This is a genomic window from Sphaerisporangium rubeum, from assembly GCF_014207705.1.
GTDB lineage: Bacteria > Actinomycetota > Actinomycetes > Streptosporangiales > Streptosporangiaceae > Sphaerisporangium > Sphaerisporangium rubeum.
In genome coordinates, this window is sequence record NZ_JACHIU010000001.1 from 6,434,914 (window position 1) to 6,448,311 (window position 13,398).

A 13,398-nucleotide genomic window follows, 5' to 3' on the forward strand; every position below is an offset into this window, starting at 1 on the left:
GGATACGATCCGTCACATTACGACGACGGATCGTAGGAGTGCGGGTGACGCGGAGGCGGCTCACTGTGGCGCTGGCGGGGCTGGCCACGCTCGCCGTGGGGCTCGGCGCGGGGCTGGTGGCCGGCCTCTCCGTGGAGCACGGGCCACGGCCGCGGCAGGTGCGGCCGATCGCGACCGTGCAGCCGCCGCGCGCCGATCCGTTCGGGCCGCTGCACCCGAGCCCGGCCCCCGCTCCGTGGGAGGAGCGGTACGCCACCGAGTTGCTGCTGGCCCATCCGGTGCTCGGCGAGACCGTACGCGGCGAGTACGCGAGGTCGGCGGGCCGGCGGCTGCGGTCGGCGGCGGACCTGCGGGTGCACACGCTGATCTTCCGGCGGCACGGGTGCGAGGCGCATCGGTGCCTGCAGGTGTTCATCCGGTTCCCCGGTGGCGAGTGGCTGGACGTGGGGAGGGTCGTGGTGGATCTGACCACCGAGACCGTCCGCGTCCTGGAATGGTGAAAAATCGTCTTTTGGGGGGCACCGGGTCTGTCGCCGTGGGTCGGCGCGAGGATCCTGGGCAGGGGTACATGACCGAAGACCGTGCTGAGGAGCGATAACGATCCGATGGACCTTGACCTGAACCGGCTGGCCGGAGGAGCCCACCACGATCCGCACGCGATCCTGGGTGGCCACCTCACCCCCGAGGGCCTCACCGTGCGAGCGCTGCGACCGCTCGCGGAGAAGGTCGAGCTGGTGCTGGACGGCGCCGCGCACGAGATGGCCCACGAGGCGTACGGCGTCTTCACCGTGACCCTCCCCGGCGTGGACAAGGTCCCGCCGTACCGCCTGCGCGTCACCTACACCGGCGCCGCGCCGTACGAGGCCGGCGACCCCTACCGCCACTGGCCGACACTCGGCGAGGTCGACCTGCACCTGATCGGCGAGGGACGGCACGAACGCCTCTGGGAGGTGCTCGGCGCCAGAGTCATGACGCACGACGACGAGGAGGGCACCGCGTTCGCCGTGTGGGCCCCGAACGCGCGCGGCGTGCGCGTCGAAGGCGGCTTCAACCACTGGAACGGCGCCGCGCACCCCATGCGGTCCCTCGGCCACAGCGGCGTGTGGGAGCTGTTCGTGCCAGGCGTCGGGGCCGGCGAGCACTACAAGTTCTCGGTGCTCGGCGCCGACTCGGTCTGGCGGTCCAAGGCCGACCCGATGGCCCGCCGCACCGAGCAACCCCCTGCCACCGCGTCCGTGGTCGACGTCACCGGCTACACCTGGCAGGACGGCGAGTGGATGCGGCGGCGGGCCGACGGCGACGCGCTGGAGCGGCCGATGAGCGCCTACGAGGTGCACCTCGGCTCGTGGCGGCCCGGCCTGACGTACCGCGAGCTGGCCGACCAGCTCGTGGAGTACGTCACGGAGATGGGCTTCACCCACGTGGAGCTGCTGCCGGTGGCCGAGCACCCGTTCGGCGGGTCCTGGGGCTACCAGGTGACGTCCTACTACGCGCCGACCTCGCGGTTCGGCTCCCCCGACGAGTTCCGGCACCTCGTGGACCGGCTGCACCAGGCCGGGATCGGCGTGCTGCTCGACTGGGTCCCCGCGCACTTCCCGAGGGACGAGTGGGCCCTCGCACGGTTCGACGGCACCCCGCTGTACGAGCACTCCGACCCCCGGCGCGGCGAGCACCCCGAGTGGGGGACCTACATCTTCGACTACGGCCGCAACGAGGTGCGCAACTTCCTGGTGGCCAACGCGCTGTACTGGCTCAAGGAGTTCCACGTCGACGGCCTGCGGGTGGACGCCGTGGCCTCCATGCTGTACCTGGACTACTCGCGCCGCGAAGGCGAGTGGACCCCGAACGTCTACGGCGGCAGGGAGAACCTCGACGCCGTGGAGTTCCTCAAGGAGATGAACGCGGTCGTGTACCGCGAGGCCCCCGGCATCGTGACGATCGCCGAGGAGTCCACCGCGTGGCCCGGCGTGTCGCGGCCGGTGCACCTCGGCGGGCTCGGTTTCGGGTTCAAGTGGAACATGGGGTGGATGCACGACACGCTGGCATACCTGCATCACGAGCCGGTGTTCCGGCAGTACCACCACCATCAGATGACGTTCTCGCTGATGTACGCCTACTCGGAGAACTTCGTGCTGCCGCTGTCCCACGACGAGGTGGTGCACGGCAAGGGGTCGCTGCTCGGCAAGATGCCGGGGGACGAGTGGCAGCGATTCGCCAACCTGCGAGCGCTGTTCGCGTTCATGTGGGCCCACCCCGGCAAGAAGCTGCTGTTCATGGGGGGTGAGTTCGGCCAGGGCCTGGAGTGGTCGGAGGAGCGCGGGCTCGACTGGTGGATGCTGGACTTCGAGCCCCACCAGGGGGTCCGGCGGCTGGTGCGCGACCTCAACCGCGTGTACGCCACGACACCGGCGCTCTACTCGCAGGACCACACGCCGAAGGGCTTCGAGTGGATCGACGCCGACGACGCGTCCGGGAACGTGTTCTCGTTCGTGCGGCACGGGTCAGACGGCTCGATGCTGGTGTGCGTCGCCAACTTCTCCGGCCAGGCGCACGACGGGTACGTCGTCGGGCTGCCGTCCGGGGGCCGCTGGGACGAGGTGGTCAACACCGACGCCTACGACTACCACGGCAGCGGGGTCGGCAACCTCGGCGGCGTGGACGCGGTGGCCGAGCCGTGGCACGGCAGGCCGTACTCGGCGCGCCTTCGGGTGCCGCCGCTCGGCGCGCTGTGGCTGCACCAGCCGGCGCCGGAGCCCGTGGTGTCCGCGGCGTCGGTATCGGGAGAAGAGACCGCGTCGCCTGAGCAGTCCGCGTTGCCGGAGGAGTCCGTGTCGTCTGACGAGTCCGGCGAGCGTGAGGTGGACGCCGGGAACTGAGCCGCCGCCGTACGCCTGTCACGCCGGATCGTCGCCTAGGGTGTCGCTATGGACGCGACAAAGGCGATCACGGACACGGTCGACCGGTTCCGGCAGCGGCGCAGCGCTCCCCTGGTCCTCGAACTCGATCTCACCGACGGCCTCATCGAGGGGCCGCCGGCCGATCCTCTCGGTGCGCTCCTGTCCATGCGCAAGACCCGCCTGGCCGACATTCTCGCCGGGCTCAGGCGGGCCCGCACCGACCCCAGGGTCAAGGGCCTGATCGTGAAGATCGGCGGCCGGCCCATCGGTCTCGCCATGGTGCAGGAGCTGCGGTCGGCGGTGACCGCGCTTCGCGAGGCCGGCAAACGCACCGTGGCGTTCTCCGAGACCTTCGGCGAGTTCGGCGCCGGCACGGTGTCGTACTACCTGGCGACCGCCTTCGGCGAGATCTACCTCCAGCCGTCCGGTGACGTCGGCCTGACCGGTGTCTCGCTTGAGCAGCGTTTCGTGAAGAACGCGCTCACCAAGCTCGGCGTGGACTACCAGGTGGGGCAGCGGCACGAGTACAAGACCGCCGCCAACACGTTCACGCAGGACCACATGACCGAGGCGCACCGCGAGTCCGCGGCCCGCATCGCCGAGTCGGTCATCGAGCAGATCGTCGCCGGCGTCGCCGAGGGCCGGGGTCTCGAGCCCGAGCGGGTGCGCGCGCTGATCGACCAGGGGCCGTTCATCGGCACCGAGGCCGTCGAGGCGGGGCTGGTGGACCGGCTGGCGTACCGCGACGAGGTGTACGACGAGGTCCGCGACGAGGACGATCTGCTGCTGTACGTCGGCCGGTACGCCAAGGGACCGCTGGGGATCGGCGCCAAGCTCCCCAAACCCGGCGAGAAGGTCGTCGCGCTGGTGCACGGCACCGGCATGATCCGTCTCGGCCGCAGTGGCCGCAGCCCGCTCGGCGGCGGCGGTTCCATGGGTTCCGACACCATCTGCGCCGCGCTGCGCTCGGCCAGGCGCGACGAGCACGTCAAGGCCATCGTGTTCCGCGTGGACAGCCCCGGCGGCTCGTACGTCGCCTCCGACGCGATCTGGCGCGAGGTGCTGCTGGCGCGCCGCGCCGGCAAGCCGGTGATCGTCTCGATGGGAGACGTCGCCGCGTCCGGTGGCTACTTCGTCGCCATGGGGGCCGACGTCATCGTGGCCCAGCCCGGCACGCTGACCGGCTCCATCGGGGTGTTCGGCGGCAAGCCGTCGCTGGAGAAGCTGCTGGACCGCATCGGCGTGAACTACGAGGCGGTGGACGTCGGCGCCAACTCCGGCATGTACTCCACCAGCCGTTCGTTCTCCGAGCCCCAGTGGGCCAGGATCAACGCCTGGCTGGACCGCGTGTACGACGACTTCGTCGGCAAGGTCGCGCAGGGCCGGGGTTTCGACCGCGACCGTGCGCACGACCTGGCCCGCGGCCGGGTCTGGACCGGCGCCGACGCGTTCAGCGGCGGCCTGGTGGACGAGCTCGGCGGCCTTGAGGACGCGCTGGCCCTGGCCCGCGGCAAGGCCGGCCTCCCCGCCGACGCGCCGGTGCGCTCCTACCCCCGCGTCCACCCCCTGGACCGGCTGCGTCCCGCCGACTCCAGCGAGGACAAGGCCGCCGCGCTCACCCGCGTGGAGGCCTGGGGCCCTCTCACCCGCGTGGCCGCCGAGCTCGGCCTGCCGGCGTACGGCCCACTCGTCCTGCCGGGCTGGTGGACCATCCGCTGACCGCAGGCGCGCGTCATGGCACGTCACACCGTCCAGGCCGGGACGAGCTCGTCACCGTCCCGGACGGCGCAGCCGGGGGCCACGTCCCCGGTGACGCCGTACGCGCGTCCCCCGGCCGGCGCCGCGACGACGGCGCTCAGGCCGCCGGTCCCGCTGCGCACGCGGCGCGGCACCCCGGCGGCCATGACGACCGTGTCCCCCGCCGCCACCTCGGACGTCTCATCGCCGAGCTCGACGGTCGCGCCGCCGTCGAGCACGGTCCACACCTGCTCGACGTCGAACGCGTGCGGCGGCCCCGCCTGTCCCGCGGCCATGTCCACCCGCCAGACGGCGATCCCGGCGCCTCCCTGGGCCGGTGAGGCGAAGGTCGTCATGACGGCGTTCGGCGTCTCGGTGGTACGGCACTGCTCACGACGGATGACAGTCATGGAGCCCTCCCCCATAATCGACAATGTGGTTGTCTATATAGTGAACGAGGTTGTCCACAGTGTCAACTGACCCACCCGGCTTCGAGCTCCCCCTCCGGCTCTTCCTGGGCTTCCGCACCATGATCGACGACCTCCACGCCGAACTGTCCCGCCAGGGCCACCCCGACATGCGTCCCATGTACGGCTTCGTCCTCCAGGCCATCGGCCAGAGAGGCACCACCGCCGCCGACCTCGGCCGCACCCTCGGCGTCTCCAAACAGGCCGCAGGCAAGACCATCGACAACCTCGAACGCCTCGGCTACATCCACCGCGTCACCGACCCCCACGACGCACGCCGCAAAACCGTCCGCCTCACCGACCGAGGCGTCGACTGCCTCACCCGCTCGGCTCGCATCTTCGAGGACCTGCGGGCCCGCTGGGCCAAGACCCTCGGCGCCGACCGCCTGCGCGCACTGGAGTCCGACCTGCGCCAGGTCACCCCGGCCAACCTGTTCCACCTGGACGTGCCAGGCTGGTTCAACGGCTATCAGTAGCCGCCGAGCCGCGAGCGTACGGGATGGTGGGGACGCGCACGGTGTGGAGGAACTCCGGCAGGAGCCAGGGGCGGCGGCCCCAGGCGATCAGGCCGCCGGTCAGGACGGCGCGGGGCTGGGAGATGCGGCCGAAGAGCATCAGGTTGAGTGTCGCGGGGTCGAAGGCGATATGCGCGTCGGTGCCGGGGCCCGGGGGTTCGGCGGTGATGCGGCCGGCCTGGGCCACCAGGCGCGCGGGGGTCGTGTGGCGGGAGTGGAACCTTACGGCGATGCGCCTCGAGGAGACGGGGCCGGGGCGGTTCAGCAGGTCGCCGGTGTCGTTGCGGAGCATGCCGAGGAGGAACAGGTCGAAGAAGAGGGCCGCGTGGCGGGACGGGATGGGCCAGCGGACGCCGGCGGCGGTGGCGATGTCCCAGCCGTGCAGGAGCAGCTCGTTGACGAGATGAGCGAACAGGCCTCCGAGGGGGACGACGGAACTTCCGAGCCAGATGACCGGGGCCGAGGGGTCGGCGTTCTCGGTGACGCGGAGGATCTCGGTGATGTCGTCGCGGAGGCGGGCCGCGAGGACCTTCAGGTCGCGCTCGGTGAAGCGCTCCAGGGAGATGTCGTTGAACAGGCCGACCGTCTCGATCGTGACCGGCGCGACGGCGGAGTCGAGGCCGTCGATGGGGAACGGCGTGCCGTCCGCGCGGGCCAGTGCCGTGTACATGCGGGAGATGACGACGACGTGCGCGGCGGTCTCCGCGATCGTCCAGTCCTTCGTGGCCATCACGGCGGGATCGGGGACCGAGGTGACGAGTGCGGCGAAGCGGTCGCCGGTCTCCTTGAGCGCGGTGCGCGCGGTGGCCCACCGGTCCTGCGGCACCGTCACACCGAGGTCGTCCACAGCTACCCTCCACGGGATGGGGAACCCCCTCAATGATCCACTGATCTCGCGAAGCCCGCCAGGGGTCGCGGCGGCTTGCGGGGTCGGGTCAGGGTGGCGGCGGCTCGCGGGGCCGACCGGAGGTGTCGGTGGCTCGCGGGGTCAGGTCAGGGGACGGTAGCGGCCTCGCAGGCGGACGAGCGGGGGGTGGGACGGGTCGATGTAGTCGACGGCGATGACGGTGGCGAGGAACAGGGTGTGGTCGCCGCCGGGGACGACGCGGGTGGTCTCGGCCTCCAGTGCGGCCACGCCGCCGTCGATGATCATGGCTTCGGTGCGGGAGCCTCGGTGGTGGGGGACGCCGGCGAGGAGCAGGCGCGCGCTCGGCCGACCGGGGGTGGCGAAACGGCTGGCGATCACGGACTGGCCGGCGGAGAGCAGGGTGACGGCCCACCGGTCGTGGCGGAGCATGACCTCGCACAGGTAGCCCGCCGAGTCCAGGCTGAGCGCCGCCATCGGGGGGTCGAGCGACAGCGACGCGAAGGTGGTGACGGTGGTGCCGATGTCGTCGCGGCCCTCGCGGACGGTCACCACGGCCACGCCGGCCGCCAGTTGCCGCATCGCCTCGGTGAACTCGTTCATGGGCTCTTCTCGTCGGAGGAACGCAACGAAGGCGTCGTCCCCACCGTACGTGGGGACGACGCCTTCGGGACGAGGCCTAAAGGAGGCCGTTCTGGGTGAGCCAGTCCTTCGCGACGGCCGGGGGGTCGTCCTTGTCGACGGCGACGCGCTTCATCAGGTCGGTCAGCGTGGTCGTGTCGAGCTTGGCGGAGATGGCGTTGAGCGTGGTGCGCACGGTGTCGTTCACGGCGGCCTTGTTGACCACCGGGGTGACGTTCTGCGCGCTGAACACGTTCTTCGGGTCCTGCAGCGGCACCAGGCCGTTGATCAGGATCTTGGGGTCGGTGGTGAAGACGTTGCCGACCTGGACGGCGTCGCTCTTGATGGCGTCCGCGGTGGTCTCACCGGTCGGCTTCCACTCCTTGAACGTCAGGCCGTAGACGTCCTTGAACTGGGCCTCGCGGCGCTTCTTGAACTCCGGCGGGCCGCCGACCGTGAAGTCCTTCGCCACCTTGGCGAGGTCCTCGATGGAGGTCAGCTTGTACTTGTCGGCGCTGGCCTTGGTGACGGTGAGGGAGTCCTTGTCCTCGGCCGGCGAGGAGTCGAGGATCTCGACCTGCGAGGGCAGCTTGGTCTTCAGCTCGCCGTTCACCTCGTCGGTGCTCGCGGCCTTGCTGTTGGGGTCGATGAAGCTGAGCAGGCCGCCGTTGTACTCGGGGAGCACGGTGAGCGAGCCGTTGACGAGCTGGCCGAAGATGACCTCACGGCTGCCGATGTTGAACTTCTCCTCGACCGGCACCCCCTTGGCCTGCAGCGCCTGCGAGTAGATGGAGCCGAGCAGCACGTTCTCGGGGAAGTTGGCCGAGCCGATCACGACCTTGCCGGAACCCGCGGAGCCGCCGGAGCCCGAGGAGGCCGGAGCAGGGGCGGGGCTCGCGGCGGTGAGCGGGTCGCCGCCTCCGCCGCAGGCTCCAAGCGTCAGCACCGCGGCCATGGTGACCATCGCGGCGCCTATCGTTCTTCTCATTGATGAATATTCCCTTCTAAAACAGGGGGTATTGAAGACTATCGGGCCTTGGCCCGCTGGGACACACCCGGCGAGACGGCCACCCGCTGCAGCAGCGAGAAACCGGCCTGCACCAGCAGCGCCAGCACGGCCACGAGCACCGCTCCCCCGATCGTGCTCGGGTAGTCCTTGGTCGCCAGTCCGTCGATGATGAAACGGCCGAGCCCGCCGAGCCCCACGTACGCCGCCACGGTGGCCGTCGCGACCACCTGGATCGCGGCGATGCGCAGGCCGAGCAGGATCAGCGGCAGCGCCACCGGCACGAGCGCGCGCAGCAGCACCTGACGTCCGCGCAGGCCCATGCCGTACGCCGCGTCGCGCAGGTCCTCGTCCACGCCGCGCACACCTTCGTAGGTGTTCACCAGGATCGGCGGCACCGCCAGCGCCACCAGCGGGATCAGCACCGGCCAGGTCGTGCCGACCCCCACCAGCAGCACGATCAGCACCACCAGGCCGAGGGTCGGCAGCGCGCGCGCCGCGTTGGCCGCGACCACCACCAGCAGCGCGCCGCGCCGCGTGTGGCCGATCAGCAGGCCGAGCGGCAACGCGATCAGCGTCGCGAGCATTAGCGCGGCCAGGGAGAACTCGACGTGCTCCAGCACCCGTACCGGGATGCCGCTGGAACCCGACCAGTTCGCGGAGTTGCCGAAGAAGTCCAGCAGCCAGTTCACGTGGTCCTCCTGGCCCTGGCCCACGGCGTCAGCAGCCGCTGCGCCAGCACGAGCAACCCGTCGGCGAACACCGCGAGCACGACCACCAGCGCGATGCCGACGACGATGGGGGTGGGGAACTGCCGCTGCCAGCCGTCGATGAACAGGTAACCGAGGCCACCGCGGCCGATCAGCGCGCCGACGCTGACCAGGCTGATGCTGGACACCGTGGCGACCCGCAGGCCCGCCAGCACCACGGGGACCGCGATGGGGAGCTCCACCTGCAGCAGGCGCCGGGTCGGGCCGAAGCCCATGGCGACCGCGGACTGCCGTACGTGGCCGGGGACCGCGGCGAGGCCGTCCACCACCGCCGGGATCAGCACGGCGAGAGAGTAGAACGTCAGCGGCACGATCACCGTGGCCCGCTCGGCGAGACCGGTGATCGGGATGAGCACGATGAACACCGCCAGCGACGGCAGCGAGTACACGACGTTCATGAGGCTCACCGTCGGCTGGTACAGCACCCGCCACCGCGCACCGGCGAGACCGAGCGGCAGCGCGATGAGCAGGCCGAGCACCACCGGCACGAGTGCCATGATCATGTGGTCGAGCAGGAGCTCCTGGATGGTCGGCCAGTTGCGGCCGATCCAGTCCCAGCGGACCAGCGGCTCCTCACCCACGGGCCGCCACCCCCGACGCGCGGGCCAGCGCGCCGTCCAGCGCCTCGCGGGTCACGACCCCGGCGAACACGCCGTCGCCGTCCACCGCGACGGCGCAGCCGCACGGCGCGATCAGCGAGGCGTCCAAGGCGGCACGCAGGGAGTCCTTGGCGAGGTCGACGGTGCCGGCCGGGTACAGCCCGCCGTCGCCGTCGGCGCGCCAGCCGAGAGGACGGCGGTCGTCGTCCAGGACGAGCGTCCACCCGGGGAACTCGGGTTTGTCGCCGGTCTCCAGGCCGGTGGCGGGGACGAACGACAGGCGGCGGATGCCGCGGTCCTTGCCGAGGAAACCCTCGACGAATTCGTCGGCGGGGTCGGAGAGCAGAGCAGGCGGCGCGGCGAACTGTGCCAGCTTGCCGCCGACGCGCAGCACCGCCACGGTGTCGCCGAGCTTGATGGCCTCGTCGATGTCATGGGTGACGAACACGATCGTCTTGTGCAGCTCGGCCTGCAGGCGCAGCAGCTCCTCCTGGAGGCTGGTGCGCACCACCGGGTCGACCGCGCTGAACGGCTCGTCCATCAGCAGCACCGGCGGGTCGGCGGCGAGCGCGCGTGCCACGCCGACGCGCTGCTGCTGGCCGCCGGAGAGCTGGAAGGGGTAGCGGCCGGCCAGCTTGGGGTCCAGGCCGACGCGTTCCATGAGCTCGGTCGCGCGTGCGCGTGCCTTCTTCTTGTCCCAGCCGAGCAGGTACGGGACGGTGGCGATGTTGTCCACGATCTTGCGGTGCGGGAACAGGCCCGCCTGCTGGATGACGTATCCGATGCCGCGGCGCAGCGTGGGAGGGTCGATCTTCCTGATGTCCTGATCGTCGAGCAGGATGCGGCCCTCGGTGGGGTCGATCATCCTGTTGATCATGCGGAGTGACGTCGTCTTGCCGCAGCCGGAAGGGCCGACGAACACCGTGATGCTTCCCGTCGGCACCTCGATGCTGAGATCGTCGACCGCCACCGTTCCGTCCGCGTAGCGCTTGGTGACGCCTTCAAATGTGATCACGCACGACCTCGTGCTTCTCGGCCGGGACCGGCTGGCCCGGGATCGTCGAGTCGGCCGCCACGGCGACACGGCTACCACCCGCTTGGCAGCCCCCACCGTAGGTGACGCGCGGACCGGTGGTCCACACGGCCTTACCCTGCCCCAGACTACGGCGATCACCGACAATCCACCGGAAATCCCTGGTCACAGAGGCATGTCGGTAATTCACCGTGATATCGGCAGATGGCTTCCCTGGGCTTTCGCGATATTTATCAAACTCGCATCGTTTGGTGCCGCGCTCGCCGGGGACTTGGCATGATTGACCTCCCACGTCTCATCCTCCTCAGGCCCAACCTGCGGCCCCGCGCGAGAATTCCAGAGGAACCGGCTGTGACCACACCGCTCACCGACGCGCGTCCCCGGGCCGCCGTGGTCGCCGAGCTCTACGACCGTCACGCCGCCGGGCTGTTCGCGTACTGCCACGACCAGCTCGGCGACACCACCTCCGCCGGTCACGCGCTCGCCGCCGTGTTCACCCGCGTGCCTGCCGTCGAGCCTCCCCGTGCCGCGCTGTACGCACTGGCCCGCCGCGAGGTCTACCGCCGCGACGTCGCCTACGCCTTCCCTTCGGTCGACCCCGTCGCCGACCCGCCGACCGCACTCATCGAGCGCGTCCTGCGCGAGGTCCGGCCCCACCAGCGCGAAGTCCTCCTGCTGTCCGCCGTCTGCGGCCTGGACACCGCCGAGCTCTCCTGGGTCCTGGACGTCGCCGCCGACACCGCCGAGTCCCTCGTCCTCAGCGCGCGCACGCGCTTCGCGCAATCCCTCTCCCACTCCGTCAACTCGGCCCTCACCATCCACGGCCTCCCTCCTGCCGTGGCCGAGGTCTACGAAGCCCTCACCGTGGCCCGTCCAGAGGACGCCTTGTCCCGCCTCCCCTGGCACCCCCCACCCGCGTCCCTCCGCACCCGCATCCTGCGCGGCCTCCCCACAGCCCCCACCGCCGAAACCACCACCGGCCACCCCCCCACGGCCACCCCCCCACTCGCCGCCCCCACCCCCACCGAAACCCACCCGGCCGACCCGACCACCTCGGCAACCTACGGGGCCGACCCGCTCACCTCAGCCGCCGACTCCCATCGCTGGCCCACCACCTCCCAGTGGCCCCTCCCCCTCGCCACCCCCGACCCCCTCACCACCGTCGGCGTCTTCCCCACCAAGAAACTCCCCATCTCCCCGCCTCGCACCGGCCACCCGGACCCGGCAGAGCCCCCCGCCGGCGGCCCGACCGTCTCCGCCACGTCCGACGTGGCCGACGTGTCCGGCACCTCCGAGCACCTCCCGGAACTGACCCCACCCGTCCCCGGCCGCCGCTCCCGCCACGAGGCCACCACCGAACCCCTCCCCAAGGTCCGCGACACGGCCCCCCGCCCCACCACCCCCCCGACCCGCCAACGCCGCCGCCTCCTGGCCCTCGGCAAACCACTGCCGAAGCCCATGACCGCCGTCCCTGCCACCTCCCCCGCGCTCGCCGCCGACACGGCCCCCGGCACCACCACCGAACCCACCCCAGATCCCACCCTTTCAGCGGCCCCCGTCCTGGACACCGTCGCGGACCCCACCGCGGACACCGCGCCTCCCCTCTCCGACACCACCACCCAGCCCCGTCGCAGGCGCAAGACCCCGCCTCCGGACCGCAAGGTGGCCCCCTTCTCCGCGACCCCCACCCCGGACACCGCGACCGCCGCGACCTCAACCCCCGTCCTCGACACCCCCCTCCCGGACCCGGAGACCGAGCGGCCCACCGTGGCCACCGCCGCCGTCCCCACCAAGGACCCGGTGACGGACCCCCCCGTTCAGGACAGCGAACCCTCCCTCCCCGCCGCCGAGACCTCCTCGGCCACCGACCTCACCGCCGCACCGGCAACCGCCTCCGATCCAGCGGAAGACATCGCACCGGACGCCGAGACCACGGCCCCCGTCAGAACCCCCCGCCCCGCCAGATCGTCCCGCGGCACCATGGGCCCCCGCCCCCGCCAACCCCGCCAGCACAAACGCCAAAAACCCATCAAAATCGGCGAACACCACTACGACTGGCTGTGGGAACTGGCCGGCTTCATCCTCTGCGTAGCCATCGCCCTGACGGTCTTCTTCGCCGTCCCCACCATCGTCACACCGTGAGTCATACCTTTTTGACGACGATCGTGTCCGGGACGAGCTTTTCCAGGTCGTCAACATCCGAAGTGAAGACGGTCACCTGCCCCTTCTGCCGCCGGGCGATGACGGCGAGCACCGCGTCGATCGCGTGCTTGTGACCATGCAGCTCGGCTTCGGCCAGAAGCCGGCGCGCCAGCCGGGCATCAGCCTTGCCGACATCGGGAACGTTGAGCCGGGACAGGACCCAATCCCAGCGCCGCTCCGTGGTTCTGCCGTCGTGAGCCTCGACCACCGTGATCGGGGAGGTCAGGACCTCCACCTGTCCTCGCGCCGCGAGGTCGAGCCAGGCAATCGTCTTTCTGTCCCCGCGCACCGCCAGAGACAATGCTTCGCAGTCGAACACGAAGACCCTCGGCGGCGGCTGACCACGTCCGCCGGTTTGCTTGCTCACGCGGCCTCTCCTGAGCTGCCCTTGCCGACGGCACGCCGACGCTCATGCTCAGCGTCGAGATCCTCCAACTCTTCGAGCACGGCTTCCCGCTCCTGCTCGGTGACGGGACCGTATTCCTCCTCCAGCCAACCCACCAGTTCGAGCAACCGATCACGGTCACGCTTGAACCGCAGCGCCTCCGCGACGTAGGCCGACAGACCTCGTTCGGCTGCCTCCGCTCGGATCTCGTCGAGCAGTTCCTCGGGGATCGTCACCGTGACCTTCTTCGTCGCCATACTTCAGACCATACTTCGGGTGCCACCCTTCATACCAGCTACGA

The 13,398-nt window shown here is 70.8% G+C and carries 14 protein-coding genes; 5 read left to right on the forward strand and 9 right to left on the reverse strand.

Features of this window, described 5'->3' with window-relative positions; genetic code table 11:
• Positions 1–44 precede the first annotated feature (44 nt).
• The 3 genes from BJ992_RS27090 (at position 45) to sppA (ending at position 4,616) form a co-directional block, all read left to right on the forward strand.
• Positions 45–500, forward strand: coding sequence for a hypothetical protein (locus BJ992_RS27090; protein ID WP_184985741.1), 456 nt, complete (start codon positions 45–47; stop codon positions 498–500).
• Between the two features lie 105 nt (positions 501–605).
• A complete protein-coding gene (gene glgB / locus BJ992_RS27095; protein WP_184985743.1) occupies positions 606–2,876 on the forward strand; it encodes a 1,4-alpha-glucan branching protein GlgB in 2,271 nt (756 codons plus the stop codon).
• Between the two features lie 48 nt (positions 2,877–2,924).
• A complete protein-coding gene (gene sppA, locus BJ992_RS27100) occupies positions 2,925–4,616 on the forward strand; it encodes a signal peptide peptidase SppA (RefSeq protein WP_184985745.1) in 1,692 nt (563 codons plus the stop codon).
• A 23-nt stretch (positions 4,617–4,639) separates the two neighbouring features.
• Here the strand turns inward: sppA and BJ992_RS27105 are convergent, their stop codons facing one another.
• Complete coding sequence (locus BJ992_RS27105; protein ID WP_184985747.1) at positions 4,640–5,044, reverse strand: cupin domain-containing protein; 405 nt, start codon at positions 5,042–5,044, stop codon at positions 4,640–4,642.
• Between the two features lie 59 nt (positions 5,045–5,103).
• On the opposite strand from BJ992_RS27105, the gene BJ992_RS27110 reads away from it, so the two are divergent.
• The gene (locus BJ992_RS27110; protein WP_343072868.1) at positions 5,104–5,577 is read left to right on the forward strand and encodes a MarR family winged helix-turn-helix transcriptional regulator; all 474 of its coding nucleotides are present in this window, start codon (positions 5,104–5,106) and stop codon (positions 5,575–5,577) included.
• On the opposite strand, the gene BJ992_RS27115 is transcribed toward BJ992_RS27110, so the two are convergent.
• From BJ992_RS27115 to BJ992_RS27140, 6 genes are all read right to left on the reverse strand, one after another.
• On the reverse strand, positions 5,561–6,463 hold the full coding sequence (locus tag BJ992_RS27115; protein WP_343072869.1) for a maleylpyruvate isomerase family mycothiol-dependent enzyme: 903 nt from the start codon (positions 6,461–6,463) through the stop codon (positions 5,561–5,563). The two genes, BJ992_RS27110 and BJ992_RS27115, sit on opposite strands and share 17 nt — an antisense overlap.
• Positions 6,464–6,604: 141 nt before the next feature.
• Entirely contained in the window at positions 6,605–7,084 is a 480-nt protein-coding gene (locus BJ992_RS27120) for a flavin reductase family protein (RefSeq protein ID WP_184985749.1), read from the reverse strand.
• Positions 7,085–7,160: 76 nt separating this feature from the next.
• The gene (locus BJ992_RS27125) at positions 7,161–8,090 is read right to left on the reverse strand and encodes an ABC transporter substrate-binding protein (RefSeq protein ID WP_184985751.1); all 930 of its coding nucleotides are present in this window, start codon (positions 8,088–8,090) and stop codon (positions 7,161–7,163) included.
• A gap of 38 nt (positions 8,091–8,128) precedes the next feature.
• On the reverse strand, positions 8,129–8,800 hold the full coding sequence (locus BJ992_RS27130) for an ABC transporter permease subunit (RefSeq protein WP_184985753.1): 672 nt from the start codon (positions 8,798–8,800) through the stop codon (positions 8,129–8,131).
• Positions 8,797–9,459 carry an ABC transporter permease subunit gene (locus BJ992_RS27135; RefSeq protein ID WP_184985755.1) on the reverse strand — a complete coding sequence of 221 codons (663 nt, stop codon included), beginning with the start codon at positions 9,457–9,459 and terminating at the stop codon, positions 8,797–8,799. The genes BJ992_RS27130 and BJ992_RS27135 overlap by 4 nt, the downstream gene beginning before the upstream one ends.
• Entirely contained in the window at positions 9,452–10,492 is a 1,041-nt protein-coding gene (locus tag BJ992_RS27140) for an ATP-binding cassette domain-containing protein (protein WP_184985757.1), read from the reverse strand. Before BJ992_RS27140 ends, BJ992_RS27135 begins: the two co-directional genes overlap by 8 nt.
• A gap of 369 nt (positions 10,493–10,861) precedes the next feature.
• Here BJ992_RS27140 and BJ992_RS34010 point away from each other — a divergent pair, with 369 nt between their 5' ends.
• Positions 10,862–12,652 (forward strand): RNA polymerase sigma factor, encoded by a 1,791-nt coding sequence (locus tag BJ992_RS34010; RefSeq protein WP_184985759.1) that lies wholly within the window; start codon positions 10,862–10,864, stop codon positions 12,650–12,652.
• A 1-nt stretch (position 12,653) separates the two neighbouring features.
• Here the strand turns inward: BJ992_RS34010 and BJ992_RS27150 are convergent, their stop codons facing one another.
• Both BJ992_RS27150 and BJ992_RS27155 read right to left on the reverse strand, forming a co-directional pair.
• Entirely contained in the window at positions 12,654–13,079 is a 426-nt protein-coding gene (locus tag BJ992_RS27150; RefSeq protein WP_184985761.1) for a hypothetical protein, read from the reverse strand.
• Positions 13,076–13,354 carry a CopG family transcriptional regulator gene (locus BJ992_RS27155; RefSeq protein WP_184985763.1) on the reverse strand — a complete coding sequence of 93 codons (279 nt, stop codon included), beginning with the start codon at positions 13,352–13,354 and terminating at the stop codon, positions 13,076–13,078. The genes BJ992_RS27150 and BJ992_RS27155 overlap by 4 nt, the downstream gene beginning before the upstream one ends.
• Positions 13,355–13,398 lie beyond the last annotated feature (44 nt).

What these genes read in the sequence shown, in the direction of transcription:
- BJ992_RS27105 (WP_184985747.1), bottom strand. Translation starts at nt 5,044, where the DNA reads ATGACTGTCATCCGTCGTGAGCAGTGCCGTACCACCGAGACGCCGAAC.
- glgB (WP_184985743.1), top strand. Translation starts at nt 606, where the DNA reads ATGGACCTTGACCTGAACCGGCTGGCCGGAGGAGCCCACCACGATCCG.
- sppA (WP_184985745.1), top strand. Translation starts at nt 2,925, where the DNA reads ATGGACGCGACAAAGGCGATCACGGACACGGTCGACCGGTTCCGGCAG.
- BJ992_RS27120 (WP_184985749.1), bottom strand. Translation starts at nt 7,084, where the DNA reads ATGAACGAGTTCACCGAGGCGATGCGGCAACTGGCGGCCGGCGTGGCC.
- BJ992_RS27155 (WP_184985763.1), bottom strand. Translation starts at nt 13,354, where the DNA reads ATGGCGACGAAGAAGGTCACGGTGACGATCCCCGAGGAACTGCTCGAC.
- BJ992_RS27125 (WP_184985751.1), bottom strand. Translation starts at nt 8,090, where the DNA reads ATGAGAAGAACGATAGGCGCCGCGATGGTCACCATGGCCGCGGTGCTG.